This window comes from Brevundimonas vesicularis, from assembly GCF_014204545.1.
Taxonomy (GTDB): Bacteria; Pseudomonadota; Alphaproteobacteria; order Caulobacterales; family Caulobacteraceae; genus Brevundimonas; species Brevundimonas vesicularis_B.
Window position 1 is genome coordinate 26,030 of sequence record NZ_JACHLJ010000007.1, and the last position, 13,863, is coordinate 39,892.

Genomic DNA, 13,863 nt, shown 5'->3' on the forward strand with positions numbered 1-13,863 from the left:
TGAAGTCATCATCGCACGACTGGACGGGACGATCACCGTTCGATGGCGCGATGACCCACCACGACCCCACGATCGGCGGTCCCGCCCAACCGGCGGACGACGCCATCGACCTCCACGCCCTGATCACCGCCTTCCGCCGTCGTCTCGGTCTGTTCACCGCGGTCGCAGCCGTCGTCTGCTTGATCGTGCTGGCACTGATGCTGGGCCAGCCGCCGGTCTATACCGCGACCGCCAGCCTTCAGATCAACACCCGCAAGGAACAGGTCGTGGCGGGACAGGCCGTGCTGTCGGCGCTCGACGCCGAGGCGGCCATTGTCGACACCGAGGTCGAGGTTCTGAAGTCACCCCAGCTTGCCGCCCAGGTCGTGCAGACGCTGGATCTGATCCGCGATCCCGAGTTCAACGCCCGCCTGCGATCCTCGCCCCTCACCAAACATCTGCCGCGCGCCGCGCCTACGCCGACGGATGGCCAGATCGAACTCCAACAGGTTATCGACGCCGTCCGGCGACGCCTGACCGTGCGCCGCGTCGGCCTGACCTATTCGATGGCAATCAGCTTCACCTCCGAAGACCCGACCAAAGCGGCCCGCATCGCCAACGCCTTCGCCGAGGCCTATCTCCAGTCTCAACTCACCGCCAAGTTCGACGCCAACGCCCAGGCCAACACCTTCCTGGGCGCACGGCTGGAAGATCTGCGCCGCCAGGTCGAGGCCGCCGACGCCGCCGTCTCGGCCTACCGGATCGACAATGGCCTGCTCAGCGCCCAGGGCGCCACCCTGACCGAGCAGGAGATTTCGGCCTACAACCAGCAACTCGCCCTGGCCCGCGCACAGCAGGCCGAACAGGACGCCCGCCTGCGCACCGCCCGCTCTCAGATGGCGGCCGGTTCGAACGGCGACGATGTGGGCGAGGCCCTCTCCTCGCCCGTGGTTCAGAATCTGCGCGCCCAGCGCGCCGCGATCAGCACGCGCGTCGCGGATCTGTCGGTCCGTTATGGCCCGCTGCACCCCGACATGATCCGCGCCCGTCAGGAGTTGGCCGACATCGACGCCCAGATCCAGGCCGAGATACGCCGTGTCGTCTCCAACCTGGACGCCCAGGCTCAGGTCGCCCGCCAACGCGCCGCCTCGGTCCAGTCCAGCCTGGACGCCGCGCGCGGCGCCTTGGCCGACAACAACGCCGCCTCGGTGCGCCTGCGCGAACTGGAGGGCGAGGCCGAAGCCGCCCGCGCCATCTACCGCGCCTTCCTGGATCGCTATCGCGAGACCAGCGCCCAGACCGGCGTCGAGCAGGCGGACGCCCGCATCGTCTCGCGCGCCACGCCTCCGACCGCGCAGAGCGCACCGAACCTGATGATCAGCCTGGCGCTCAGCCTGATGCTCGGCGCGGCGGCGGCAACCGGGGCCGTCATCATCGCCAACGCCATGCAGACAGGCCTCAGCGGCCCAGATGACATCGAGCGCAGGCTGGGCGTCGGCGCCGTCGGCGCCGTTCCCCTCGCCTCATCGGTGGCGACGGCGGAGGATCAGACGCTTCACCCGATCGATCTCGTCGTCCAACGGCCGCTGTCGGTCTTCGCCGAGGCTTTCCGGGCGCTGCGCACTTCGATCACCCCCATCGTCAGCGTCGTGGGCGAACCGTCCGCGCGCATCGTCGCCGTCACCTCCGCCCTTCCCGGCGAAGGCAAGACCACCACAGCCGTCTGCCTAGCCCGCGTCGCCGCGCGCTCCGGCGGACGCGTGCTGTTGATCGACGGCGACCCGCGTCGGCGCGGCGTGACGCGAATGCTGGGCCTGAACCCTGACCACGGCCTGGCCGAGGTCCTCCATGGCGCGGCGGCCTGGCGAAACGTCCTGGTGCTGGACCCGGCCTCCGGCGCACAGGTTCTGCCCCTATCGGGATCTGGCCTGTCGGCCGACGACCTGTTCGGCGCCCCGCCGATGACCGCCCTGCTCGACGAACTGCGTCAGACCTTCGACCTGATCGTCATCGACACGGCGCCCGTCCTGGTCCTCGCCGACGCCCGCATCCTGTCAGCCAAGGCCGACTCCGTCATCCTGCTGGCCCGCTGGCGAAAGACCCCGTCGCGCGTCGTCGCCGCCGCTTTGCGCATCCTGCATCAAACCGGCGCCCGCCCCCTCGGCGTCACCTTGAGCCAGCTCGATGTCCGGGCGCAGTCAGGCCAAGACTATGGCCACGCCGGCTACGACTACCGCGCCTACCGAAAATACTATGCGGCATGATTTAAGGTAGAGATCAGGCCGCTAAACCAGCTTCACGTCTTACCATCGACGACAAGCACCAGAGTTTGAAACACAACTCCGATTGCACCGAGCAGGCCCCCGGCGATCGCCAGGCGCAAGCCGAAGGACCGTGTCGCTTCCGGCTTTTCACGCAAGGCAATCAGGCATTTCCAACATAGGGCGCCAATAGTTGCCAGACAGAGGGCGCTGAAAGTCAGCCCGAAAATGTTCCAGGCGCCGGCATCCCCGCGCGCCACGTCGGCGGCGCTGGACAGCAGATACAGGCCCATGAAATGGGCGGCCCAGATCAGGAGCCCGCCCAGCATCAACAGCCAGAACCTCATGCGCCGACGCCCGGGAACAGGCGGATCAGAAGGGTCGTCGCTGCGCCCTGAACCGCCGTGAAGGCCACGAAAAGGGCGACCACTTCGAACGTCGCCGGATAGCGCGGCGACACCAGGCGGCAAAGCCAGCGCAGCAGGACGAACGGCCCCATCAATAGTGAAATGCCGACGAATGTCCCCTGCCAGGCCAACAGCGCATAGACGGTCGCGCCCTGGCTGGAGTCGTCGGGGCGAAGGCCCGAGCTCCACCAAGCCGAGGCCTCGGCCGCAAAGGCGCCGCCCGCCGCCACAGTGGCGGCCAGCATCAGAATGGCGGCGATGCCAGCGCTGCGGGGCCGGTCGAGCTTCAGGGCGCCTTGAGACGCCCAGGCGCCGATCCCGGCGGCCGCCAGCAGACCCAGGGTTAATGGCAGAGAGCCGATCTCGGGCGGCGCCTGCCACAGGTCTGGCCGCCGGCTCCACAGGAAGACGTAGGAGAAGCAGGCCATGATCGCGACCATGCCCGACACGATCAAGGTGATGACCATCGCCCACCAGCCGTGACTGCTGGGGCCGGACACATACGTCGGCAGTCGCACGCCCCCGCCGACGTCCACCGTCGCTGGACCGCTGGGGCGATCCAGTCCCCAGCACCATTTGAGGATGCAGTAGACCGCCAGAACGCCGCTGACCAAGGATGCGACGTAGGCCTGGATCGTCAGGATCAAAAAGAAGCCGGCGGTGAAGATCGCGCCCCAGACATACCAGCTGGACGGCCGGGGCATCCGCTGGAGATATTGAGGTTCGGCGTTGATCGGACTGGTGATCATGGTCTCACGCTCGCCACGCGGTGCGCCGGGCAGGAAGTAGCGGCCGGCCTCGACGTCGCGCGCCAGATTGGGCTGGTCCCACACTGGATACAGGCTCTTGATCACCGGGACGGACCGCAGCGAGTAGCGGCCAGAGGGCAGCCACTCCAGCCCCGGCCCGCCGAAGACATTCCCCGCGTCCTTCTCGCCGAAGGGCCGGAAGTTGCGGATCATGTCGATCATCCACAACACCACCGCCAGGCCGAACATGAAGGAGCCGACGGTCGAGATCATATTGGGCAGGTCCCAGCCCCGATCCGGCAGATAGGTATAGACCCGGCGCGGCATGCCCATCAGCCCGGTCAGGTGCATCGGCATGAAGGTCACGTTGTGGCCGACGAACATCAGCCAGAAGATCCACTTGCCCCACCGCTCGCTGAGCGGCCGACTGCTGGACATCGGCGTCCAGTAGTAGATGGCGGCGAACAGCGGGAAGACCATCCCGCCGATCAGGACGTAATGCAGGTGGGCGACGATGAAATAGCTGTCGTGGGCCTGCCAGTCGAACGGCACCATGGCGACCATCACCCCGGTCAGCCCGCCCATGACGAAGATCACCAGCCCCCCGACTGCGAACAGGCCGGGCGTGTTGAATCGCATCTTGCCCGCCGCAAGGGTGGCGATCCAGGCGAAGACCTGCACCCCCGCCGGCACGCTGACGGCCATGGAGGCGGCGCTGAAATAGTTGATCGAGATTTGCGGCATGCCCGTGGTGAACATGTGGTGCGCCCAGACGCCAAAGCTGATGAAGCCGGTCGCCAGCATGGCCAGGACCACCAGCCGATAACCGACCAGCTTGGTCTGGGCGACAGCCGGGATCAGGGTCGACATCGCCCCCGCCGCCGGCAGGAAGATGATGTAGACCTCGGGGTGGCCGAAGAACCAGAACAGATGCTGCCACAGCATGGGGTCGCCGCCCTTGGCCGCATCGAAGAAGGGCCAGCCCAGCGCGCGTTCCAGCTCCAGCAGCAGGGTCGACAGGATGATCGACGGGAAGGCGATGATGATCATGCAGGCGAAGATCAGCATGGCCCAGGCGAAGATCGGCAGCTTGTCCAGCGTCATGCCCGGCGTCCGCGTCTTCAGCACTCCGACGATGATCTCGATGGCGCCGGCGATGGCCGAAATCTCGATGAAGCCGATGCCCAGCAGCCAGAAGTCGGCGTTGATCCCCGGCGAGTAAGTTGTCGACGTCAGCGGCGGATACATGAACCAGCCGCCATTCGGCGCCAGGCCGAAGAACAGCGAGGCGAAGAAGCAGAGCCCCCCGACCAGATAGGCCCAGAAGGCGTAGGCGCTCAGCCTCGGGAACGGCAGATCGCGCGCCCCCAGCATCTGCGGCAGCAACAGCACGCCCAACGCCTCGACCGCTGGCACTGCGAACAGGAACATCATCACCGTGCCGTGCATGGTGAAGATCTGGTTGTAGGTCTCCTGCGCCAGGAAGCCGGTCATCGGCAGGGCCAGCTGCGTGCGCATCAACAGCGCCAGGACGCCTGCCAACACAAAGAACAGCATGGCCGCGCCGACGTAATAGACGCCGATGTAGTTGTTGTTGATCGCGGTGATCCACTCCCACGGCCGCCGCGGGCCGCACCAGACCTCGTCGAGCTGCTCCAGCTCGCCCTCGGGCCGGGCTTCGGTGGTGGGGAAGCGTTTGTAGAGTTCGGGATCGAACCCGGTTTCCGAACTCATTTCAGGCTTTCCAGATAGGCGGCGACGGCGCGCACGTCCTGACCCGACAGGACCGCATAGGACGGCATCCGGTTGCCAGGCTTCAGGCTCTGGCTGTCCGAAATCCAGCCGGCCATCGTCCCCTGATTGTTCGGCAGGATGCCGGCGCCCAGGGTCTGGCGCGATCCGACATGGGTCAGGTCAGGTCCGGCTAAACCATTCGCCTCGGTCCCGCGAATGGTGTGACACGCGGCGCAGCCCGAGGCGGCGAAGACGTTGCGCCCCTGTTCGATCAAGGCGAGCGGCCCCTGAGCCGAGGGCACGACGGCCGCCGGCCGCGACTGACGCGCCAACCAGGCGGCATAGTCGTCCGGCGCATGGGCCACGACCACCAGCCCCATCAGGGCGTGCGGCCCGCCGCAATATTCGGCGCACTGTCCGCCGTAGGTCCCGGGCGCATCGGCCTGCAGCCGCATGAAGTTGCGACGGCCGGGGATCATGTCGGTCTTGCCGCCCAGGCGCGGCACCCAAAAGCTGTGGATCACGTCCGCGCTTTCCAGTTCGAACACCACCGGCTGCCCGGCGGGGATGTGAACCTCGTTGGCATCCTGGACGATCTCGCGGCCTTGGTCGTCCAGATAGGCGACGCGCCACCACCACATCTCGCCCGTGACGCGCACCCGCATCTCGCCGGCCTTTGGCGCATCGGCCACCCGCGCCGTCGTGGTCAGCCCATAGATCAGCAGGCCCGTCAGCACGACCACCGGAAAGGCCAAACCGGCGATCCAGATCAGCCGCTCGCCGCCGACCCGGCGCTTCCACTTGCGCGGCCCGAACAGGGCGATGCCGAGCGCCCCGGCCACCACGACCATGACCACCGCCGCCATGATGAACAGCACCCAGGCCACGGTCTGGATCGGTCCGGCGAAAGGCCCGGCCGGATCCAGCACGGGCGGCGGCCAGCCGGCGATTCCGGGAGGGGCGTCAGTCTTCATCGAGCGTGTACAGATAGGCCGCGACGTCGCGGGCTTGGTCTTGCGTCAGGGGCATGGGCGGCATGGCGGTTCCGGGGTCCATCGACGGCGCGTCGATCAGCCAGCGGATCAGGACATCGGGCTGGTTCGGCAGGCGTCCGGCGATCAAGGGGCGCGCGCCGAACCCCGCAAAGTTCGAGCCGGACCGACCCTCGGGCCAGGCGACGCCGGGTATCCGGTGACAAGCGGCGCAACCGACCTCCTTGATCACCGCCAATCCAGCGGCCGCATCGGCCTGAACCACCGGCCGAGGCAGGTCGGACTTGTCCACGCAGGCGCATAGGGCGAGCGCCAGCGTGCAGGCCGCCGCCCGTCGTCCCATCGCCTCGCCCGTTGTCCGAAAACCCATCCGCCCCCCAAAGCTTCGCCAGAGCAATCCTCTTGTTGGAAGGAGGTTCCCGACTGCGACATGGAGCCTCGGCGCATCGCCGCAAGGAACCTTCGCCATAAGCAGGTGTTGCACCGCCGTGCGCGCCTCCCTTTCCGTCCTTGTTCTGCTGACCGGCCTGGCCGCCTGCGACTCCACGCCGGGCCAGACGGATCGCACCTTCACGGCGAATGGTCAGGTCATCGCCATGAGCGGCGGCGCCGGCGGGGCGGCCAACGCCTGCTTTGCCTGTCACGGCCTGGACGGCGGCGGGGATGGGGTCGCCGCCCCGCGCCTGGCGGGCCTGGACGCCGGCTATCTGCAAAAGCAGTTGGAAGACTATGCATCGGGCCTGCGTCCCGACGACGCCATGACCCGCATCGCCAAGGCCTTGGACCAGCAGGGCCGACGCGAGGTCGCCGCCTACTACGCCACCCTGCCCGCGCCGCCGACGCAAAGGCCCGCGTCGATGGCGCCTGCGCCCGCCATCTATCTGAACGGCGACCGTTCGCGCGGCATCGTCGCCTGCGCCTCATGTCACGGCGGCCGGGGTCAAGGCTCGGGCCAAGGCGGCAATCCGCAGATCGCCGGCCAGCCCGCCGCCTATACGCTTGAACAGATCGACCGCTGGAAAGCGGGCAAACGCCGCAACGACCCGCGCGGCGTCATGGCCGCCGCCGTCAAATCGCTTTCGGACCCAGAAGCCCGCGCCATAGCGTCCTGGCTGTCGACGCAACCCGCTTCTCCAACGCGCGCCAGCGCCGCTGCCACCGGGTCCGCTTCGGTCGAAGCTTCGGCACGACCGGCAGCATCGCGTGAAACACGTCGTCCCTATCGATCAGATGGTGCTTGAGCGCGGCGCCGGCGTGGATCGGGATCATCAGCAGCAGGGTGATGACCAGGCCCCAGTGCATCCATTCCGCCGCCGCCTCGATCGCCCATAGCTGGGTGTTCGACAGATCCTGCAGCGGAAGCAGCGGCCATTTGATGAAGCCCAACGTCTCCAGCTGCCGCGTCCGATCCGTCGCCGAAATCATGGCCCAGCCCGACAGCGGCAGGCCGAACAGGCAGATGTAGAAGACATAGTGGGTCACATGGGCGGCCATGCTCTCCCAACCCGGCTTGTCCGCATCGTTGATCAGGTCGGGCGCCAGCAGTCGCCACGACAGCCGGCCGATCACCAGAATCAGCATCAGCACGCCGATCGCAAAATGCAGGTCGTAGGCGCCCATCATGGCGCCGCCCACCGGCTGTCGCCCCATCCACCAGCCCCAGCCGAGCTGGAAGATCACCAACCCCGCCATCACCCAATGAAAGCCGATGCCGACGGGCGAATAGCGGCCCTCGTCATGGTGACCCGCCGCCCATTCCAGCAGCTGCCTGAACAGTTTTTCGATCATGCCGGATGCGCCTCGGCGTCGGGGCCGATCATCCGCCCCAGCCGCCACAAGGCGGCGAACAGATACAGCGCCGCGGCCGGCGCCCACATGATCAGTCCAGCCGCCTGCTGATCCTCGAGCGGCGTCATGCCCCAGGCCAGGGTCGAATAGGCATGGGGCGCATAGACGGCCTGCCCCGCAAAGGTCAGCACCGCGCCGAGCAACCCCATCGCCAGCATGGCCGCCAACAGAGCGATGACCGCCGCCGGCGCAGACGCCGACCGCGCCGCGCACCAGAACCAGACGGCGCTCGCCAGGAGACTGATCTGCATCACCCAATAGACCGCATCGTTCGACAGGGCGGCGCCATAGGCGTCAGGCGCATGCCAGGCCCAGAACACCACCGCCTGCACCGCCGTCGCCAGGATCAGCGACCCGTATCGTCTTACCGGCAAGGCCGCCGCCAGCAACGGCGCGGCGACGCCGACCAACAGCACATGATGCACCGTCCTGGCGGAGAACAGCGCCGAGCTAAGGGCGCACAGTGGGGACACAAATCCAACGGCTAAAACAGCGACGGCCGCCAGACCATAGCCGCGCCGTCGCCCTTCCAGCCGCCAAAGGACGAGGCCCGCAGCTGCAACGAGGACGGCCAGCAAGATCGGATCAAGGTTCCAGCGCCACTCGCCGAAAGCCGGCGCGGGACCGCAATAGGGCGTCCAACTCAAACCTTTACCCCCGGCCCTGTCATCCGCCCCATCCCGTATCTCCTGATCCCGGTAAGAGGGAAAAGCCAAGCCTGCGGTGACGGTTCCGCATGCATCATTTCTACGACGATTTGCCGCGATCAGCCCTTTGCAGAAGTGGCGGTGAATTCGGCGGTATCTTTTGTGACCGACCCCGTCCGCAGTTGATCGACCAAGAAGTCGACAAACACCCGGATGCGAGCGGGCACGCTGGCCCCGCCGACAAAGACGGCATGGATGGGCTCGCGGTCGCCAGGGTTGAATTCTTCGAGCAGCGGCACGAGCTCACCCTTCGCGATGGCGTCGGCGACGCTGAAGTTGCCCACGCGCGTTACGCCGACGCCGGCCAGCGCAAGTTGCGTCAGGCTCTCGCCATTGTTCGCTTCCACGGGGCCGCGAACCGTCAGCGCATAGTCACGACCCTCCCGTCGAAACGGCCACACGGGCTCCAACCTTCGGAAGTTGAAGTTCAGACAGTCATGTTGGTGCAGGTCCTCGGGCACGCGCGGTACGCCGCGACGCGCGAGATAGGTCGGCGACGCCACGATCGTTCGTCCTGTCTCACCCAGCCGTCGCGCCGTCAGCGGACTGTCCAGCAACGGTCCGAAGCGAATGGCGACATCGGCCTGTCCAGCCGCGACATCCACGACCGTATCCGTCAGATTGATATCGACGAGGATTTGCGGGTAGCGCGCCACGAACGCGCCGATCAACGGCACGACCACCTGCCGACCGTGCGCCAGGGATGCGCTAACCCTCAGGCGTCCCTGCGGCGCCCCCTGGTCCGAGATGGACTGCTCAGCCTCATCCAGGTCGGCGACGATTCTCCGTGCGGCGCTGAGATAGGCCTGGCCCTCTACCGTCAAGGTCAAGGCGCGGGTTGTTCGGAGAACAAGCCGCACGCCCAGTCGCGCCTCGATCCGATCGATCGTTCGGCTCACGGCCGATGGCGTCAGCCCCAGAACCCGACCGGCCCCTGAAAAGCTGCCGGACGCAGCCACGGCTGCGAACACTTCCATGTCGCGGGCGCGATCCGCGCCCGCTGACGGCGCCTTTGCGTGCATTTCAAAAATCCTTCGCTTTCGGAAGGCCTAACCGCTGGGAACGGTCGCGTCCATCTGTGCGCAAGTCTTGTTAGTCTGCGGATTTCCATCCTATGAAACTTAACCCTCCCCTGCTGGCGCTCGCCGCCGGCGCGTTCGGGATCGGCGTGACCGAGTTCGCCCCCATGGGGCTGTTGCCCGTCATCGCAACCGATCTGGGCGTGTCCATTCCATCGGCCGGCCTGCTGATCAGCGCCTACGCACTGGGCGTCGTCTTGGGCGCGCCCTTGATGACCTTGGCCACAGGCCGCGTTCCGCGCCGCACTCTGCTCATCGGGCTCGCCGGCATCTTCACGATTGGCAATGCGCTGTCTGCGCTGGCTGACAACTACGCCCTGCTGATGATCGCGCGGATCATCACGTCGCTGAACCATGGCGCCTTCTTTGGGGTCGGCGCCATTGTCGCGGCCGGCTTGGTGCCGCCGGACCGCAAGGCCGGGGCGGTGGCTGCCATGTTCATGGGCTTGACCATCGCCAATGTCGTGGGCGTGCCTCTGGCCACCTGGGCTGGGGAAACCTTGGGATGGCGGGCCAGCTTCTGGGGCATTGCGATGATCGGCGTTATGGTGATGGCGGCCCTCGCCCTGACCCTGCCGAAAGCCGCCGCACCTGCCGCCGGCGACATGTTGGCTGAACTGCGCGTGTTGGGCCGCGGACGCGTCCTGTCGGCCTTGGCCCTGACGGTTATCGGCTCCAGCGCCATGTTCACCGTCTTCACCTACATCGCCCCGATCCTGCGCGAACAGACCGGTGCGTCGCTGGGTTTCGTCACCGCGATGCTCGTCCTCTATGGGCTGGGGCTGACCGTCGGCAACTGGATCGGCGGCAAGTTTGCCGACCGTTCCGTCGATCGCACGCTGATCGTCACCCTCGCCGGCCTGTCGCTCGTCCTGCTGACCTTCGCTGTGGCCATGCCTCTGGCCAGCATAAGCGCCGTTCTCATCTTCCTGTGGGGCATCGCCAGCTTTGCGCTCGTGCCGCCGCTTCAGGTTCGCGTGATGGATGCAGCGCGTGACGCCCCGAACCTGGCTTCGGCTGTCAACATCGGCGCCTTCAATCTCGGCAACGCCATCGGGGCCGCGCTGGGCGGCGCCGTCATCGCCGGCGGCCTCGGCTATCCGGCCGTTGCTCTGGCCGGCGCCGGCGCGTCCGCCCTCGGTCTACTGATGATCGTGCTGATGTCACGCCGACCAGCCGTCATGGTCACAGCCGAATAGGGAGCTCCGCCAGTTAGCTGTTGTCGTTGCCGGCGCTTTGGCGGCTGTGTTCGCGCAGTAATGGGCGAACGTCGACGGCGTTCTGAAAAACGGCGTGGCTGATCAAGGCGCCCATTTCGCGCCCCGCGCTCGATCCAGGCTTCCGCGGCCGGCTGATCGAAGGCGCGAGCGCCAATGGCTAGTCCTGACTGAGGTCCGGTTCGACCGGACCGCCGAGCGGCACTTCGGGGGCCGCAATGTCCGCACGGACCAGCCGATGCGCCGCCGCAGCAAGCTTGTGTCGCATCTGCGCCGGTCGCCGCCACGGTCGCAGGCTGTCCGCTGCCGAAATTGGATCGCCCAGGTGATGTTTCGCGACGAACTGGGAAAAGGCGCCGTGATGGCGTGATCGAAGCGGGCGCAGACGGTCCAATCCTTCGTCGCGCAGATGTTCGATGGCCGCACTGACGCCGCCATGGGTCGTGACGGCCTGGCTAACCTGCATCTCCTCGCACCCCAGCCAGTGCGCAATCAGCCGGTTACGAAATACGCCAATACACGCCCCTCCCGCCGCTTCAGGGTCCGATCCCGCATCCAGGGTCAGGTCGCATTCGCTGTCGAAGCCCTGGGACCGATTGTTGACGTTGCTGGATCCGATACGCACGAAACGGTCGTCGACAACGGCGAGCTTGGCGTGGACGATGATGATCCGGCCGTTGCGCGTGACGGGGCTGTAGGCGCTGAACCGCCCATGCCGATCCGCGTCTTCTAGCCGTTTCAGAAAGGCCGAGCGCGTCTTGTCCATGGTCATCTGGTCAAACCAGCTGGGCGAATGCTGGGTCGACACCAGGATCACCTCCGGGCCGTCGGCTTCATCAAGCCGTTGAGCGATGGCCTCCGCGACGATGGGCGAGGTGAAATACTGGTTCTCGATGTAGAGGGTCGTTTTGGCCGCAGCGATCGCGGCCAAGGTGGCCGCCTCGCCCTGCCTCAATTCCGGAAAATCTTTCCACGGCGCCTGGGTGCGAGACACGCCGATCACGACGTTTTCCAGATCGGGCTTCACATCGGCCGGCCAAACGTCGCAAACCGCTTCAGGCCGGGCGGCAAGCGGCTCTCCGGTCGCTCTAACCCACCGTTCGCGGAAAAGATCACCAAGAGTGGCCGCCGGCGGACCATCGACCATCGCCATGACCTCATGGCGACAATCGTAGCAGGGCGTTCCCTTGGCGGTCTTGCCGCGACGGGGGTCGGGGTGGAGATGTTCGGGGCTGTCCCAGCGGTCGGGACCGATGTCGCAACTGCCGCAGAAGGCTACGGCGTCATCGACGATGATGACCTTCTGATGGTGGGACGCGCCTGGCGGCAAGGTTCCGTCCAGACGAAAATCGACGCGCGTATCGGCGAAGAAGCGGCGACTGCGCCAGGGAAAGAACCGCTGGGTGGCCGCAACGGCGACAGGCGACTTCCAGCACAGTATTCGGATCTCTAGCTCCGGGCGGGCTTGCGACAGTTCCTTGAGAAAGCGGCCGATCGTTTGCGGACCCGAGCCATCAATCGGCTCGTGATCCAGGATGGTGTCGGGATCAAAGGCCCAGTTCAGGAAATGGATGGACTGGCTTGCCTGGCTCATCGCCGCCTTTGCGGCCGCCAGGTAAGGTTCCATGTCCACCAGCAGCGCGGCGCGAGGCGCGACTTCGACGCGCCAGCAGGTGGTTCCGGCTTCCAGCATGTGGACGTCTCCCGACAAATATCGCCCGATGAGCCGGTCGCACAGCTTACATCATATCGAAGATGACGCGACGTTCCCGAAATGCATCGGGAGCGTCGCGACGTTGGTCTTACTGGGTCCGGGCCGCGGCGTCGGCCGCCGCATCAGTCTTGCGCGCCGCCGTATCGGCGGCGGCGTCGGCGTTGGCTGCCGCGTCCTGGGCTGCATCTGCGGTCGCGTCAGCGGCGGCGTCCGCATTCGCGGCCGTGTCGCTGGCCGCCGAAGCGACCGTGTCGCCCGCGTTTTCCGCCGTGGCGGCGGCGTTTTCCTCGGTCCGCTCGGAGCAAGCCGCCAAGGCCAGGGCGGCCGCAGCGGCGATATATAGCATGCGCATAGTGTTTTTTCCTCTTGCTGACCGGGCGGCTAATCCGCCTTCGATTACAGCGTCGGCACGCTAGAGCGAAGGCCTGCCGAAGGCGACAGACATTTTTTAATCGGCGAGATGAACGCCATTGTCTGCTGCTGTCATTCTAATACCAGCTAGTCTCTCTTTCACGACTGCCCAACGGTCTGACCGGAGATCGTAATTTGTGAGGACCCTCGCGTTTAAGCGCCATCGCTTCCCTGCGGCGGTGATCCGCCAAGCCGTGCGGCTTTACTTTCGCTTCAGCCTCAGCTTTCGCGAAGTCGAGAAACTGATGGCGGCGCGCGGAATCGACGTCAGCTATAAGACAATCCGCTACTGGACGATCAAGTGCGGACCTCAGATCTCACGGCGGCTGAAGAAACTTCGCCTCTCCCCCTCTCCGCGCCGGCATCTATACGAGGTCGTTTGCTCAATCGGGGGAAAGCGCATGTACCTGTGACGCGCCGTGATGACGAAGGCGAGGTGTTGGACCTCGTCGTCCAGCGCCGGCGAGACACAAAAGCCGCCCTGAAGTTGTAGAAGCCATTGCTCCGAAATCAGCCGGTGGACTTGGAGAGGATCGTGCCCGACGACCTTGGGGCGTATTTAGCAGCGCGGGACCATCTTGGCCTTCGACATCTTCACTCACCAGGCCGGCTGAGGGAGAACAATCGGGCGGAAAACTGGCATCTGCCGATACGGCGACGAGAGCGACAGTGACGTGACCCCCATTTCTCATCCAGCCATAACGAGAGTCCTTTGGTGATCTGAGCTGGGGTTGTCGGGGTTGGCAAGAGGCCGGTCAGCGCAGC

Annotated in this window: 11 protein-coding genes and 1 pseudogene; 3 read left to right on the forward strand and 9 right to left on the reverse strand. The window is 66.2% G+C overall.

The features are described 5' to 3' along the window. Positions 1-50: 50 nt before the first annotated feature. Positions 51-2,243 (forward strand): polysaccharide biosynthesis tyrosine autokinase, encoded by a 2,193-nt coding sequence (locus tag HNP47_RS15780; RefSeq protein ID WP_184280310.1) that lies wholly within the window; start codon positions 51-53, stop codon positions 2,241-2,243. A 32-nt stretch (positions 2,244-2,275) separates the two neighbouring features. Here the strand turns inward: HNP47_RS15780 and HNP47_RS15785 are convergent, their stop codons facing one another. From HNP47_RS15785 to HNP47_RS15800, 4 genes are read right to left on the reverse strand one after another with little or no spacing between them, the layout of a single operon-like run. Continuing rightward, entirely contained in the window at positions 2,276-2,587 is a 312-nt protein-coding gene (locus HNP47_RS15785) for a hypothetical protein (protein ID WP_184280311.1), read from the reverse strand. Then, positions 2,584-5,130: a cbb3-type cytochrome c oxidase subunit I gene (locus tag HNP47_RS15790; RefSeq protein WP_184280312.1), complete on the reverse strand. Its 2,547-nt coding sequence runs from the start codon at positions 5,128-5,130 to the stop codon at positions 2,584-2,586. Before HNP47_RS15790 ends, HNP47_RS15785 begins: the two co-directional genes overlap by 4 nt. Further along, positions 5,127-6,104, reverse strand: a complete 978-nt coding sequence (gene coxB / locus HNP47_RS15795) for a cytochrome c oxidase subunit II (RefSeq protein ID WP_184280313.1) — start codon at positions 6,102-6,104, stop codon at positions 5,127-5,129. The genes HNP47_RS15790 and coxB overlap by 4 nt, the downstream gene beginning before the upstream one ends. Then, positions 6,094-6,492 (reverse strand): cytochrome c family protein, encoded by a 399-nt coding sequence (locus tag HNP47_RS15800; protein ID WP_184280314.1) that lies wholly within the window; start codon positions 6,490-6,492, stop codon positions 6,094-6,096. The genes coxB and HNP47_RS15800 overlap by 11 nt, the downstream gene beginning before the upstream one ends. 226 nt (positions 6,493-6,718) lie before the next feature. On the opposite strand from HNP47_RS15800, the pseudogene HNP47_RS16455 reads away from it, so the two are divergent. Beyond that, positions 6,719-7,183, forward strand: a pseudogene (locus tag HNP47_RS16455) (c-type cytochrome); the annotation flags it as partial. Between the two features lie 7 nt (positions 7,184-7,190). Here HNP47_RS16455 and HNP47_RS16460 read toward each other — a convergent pair. The 3 genes from HNP47_RS16460 to HNP47_RS15815 form a co-directional block, all read right to left on the reverse strand. After that, the gene (locus HNP47_RS16460) at positions 7,191-7,910 is read right to left on the reverse strand and encodes a cytochrome b (RefSeq protein WP_260394935.1); all 720 of its coding nucleotides are present in this window, start codon (positions 7,908-7,910) and stop codon (positions 7,191-7,193) included. Next, entirely contained in the window at positions 7,907-8,617 is a 711-nt protein-coding gene (locus tag HNP47_RS15810; protein ID WP_221415181.1) for a cytochrome c oxidase assembly protein, read from the reverse strand. Before HNP47_RS15810 ends, HNP47_RS16460 begins: the two co-directional genes overlap by 4 nt. Before the next feature lie 119 nt (positions 8,618-8,736). Then, entirely contained in the window at positions 8,737-9,699 is a 963-nt protein-coding gene (locus HNP47_RS15815; RefSeq protein ID WP_184280316.1) for a LysR family transcriptional regulator, read from the reverse strand. A gap of 92 nt (positions 9,700-9,791) precedes the next feature. Between HNP47_RS15815 and HNP47_RS15820 the strand changes: the two genes are divergently transcribed. Beyond that, positions 9,792-10,955, forward strand: a complete 1,164-nt coding sequence (locus HNP47_RS15820) for an MFS transporter (RefSeq protein ID WP_184280317.1) — start codon at positions 9,792-9,794, stop codon at positions 10,953-10,955. Positions 10,956-11,133: 178 nt separating this feature from the next. Here HNP47_RS15820 and HNP47_RS15825 read toward each other — a convergent pair whose 3' ends face one another. Beyond that, positions 11,134-12,666, reverse strand: coding sequence for a phospholipase D-like domain-containing protein (locus HNP47_RS15825; protein WP_184280318.1), 1,533 nt, complete (start codon positions 12,664-12,666; stop codon positions 11,134-11,136). Positions 12,667-12,775: 109 nt separating this feature from the next. Beyond that, complete coding sequence (locus tag HNP47_RS15830) at positions 12,776-13,039, reverse strand: hypothetical protein (protein ID WP_184280319.1); 264 nt, start codon at positions 13,037-13,039, stop codon at positions 12,776-12,778. Positions 13,040-13,863 lie beyond the last annotated feature (824 nt).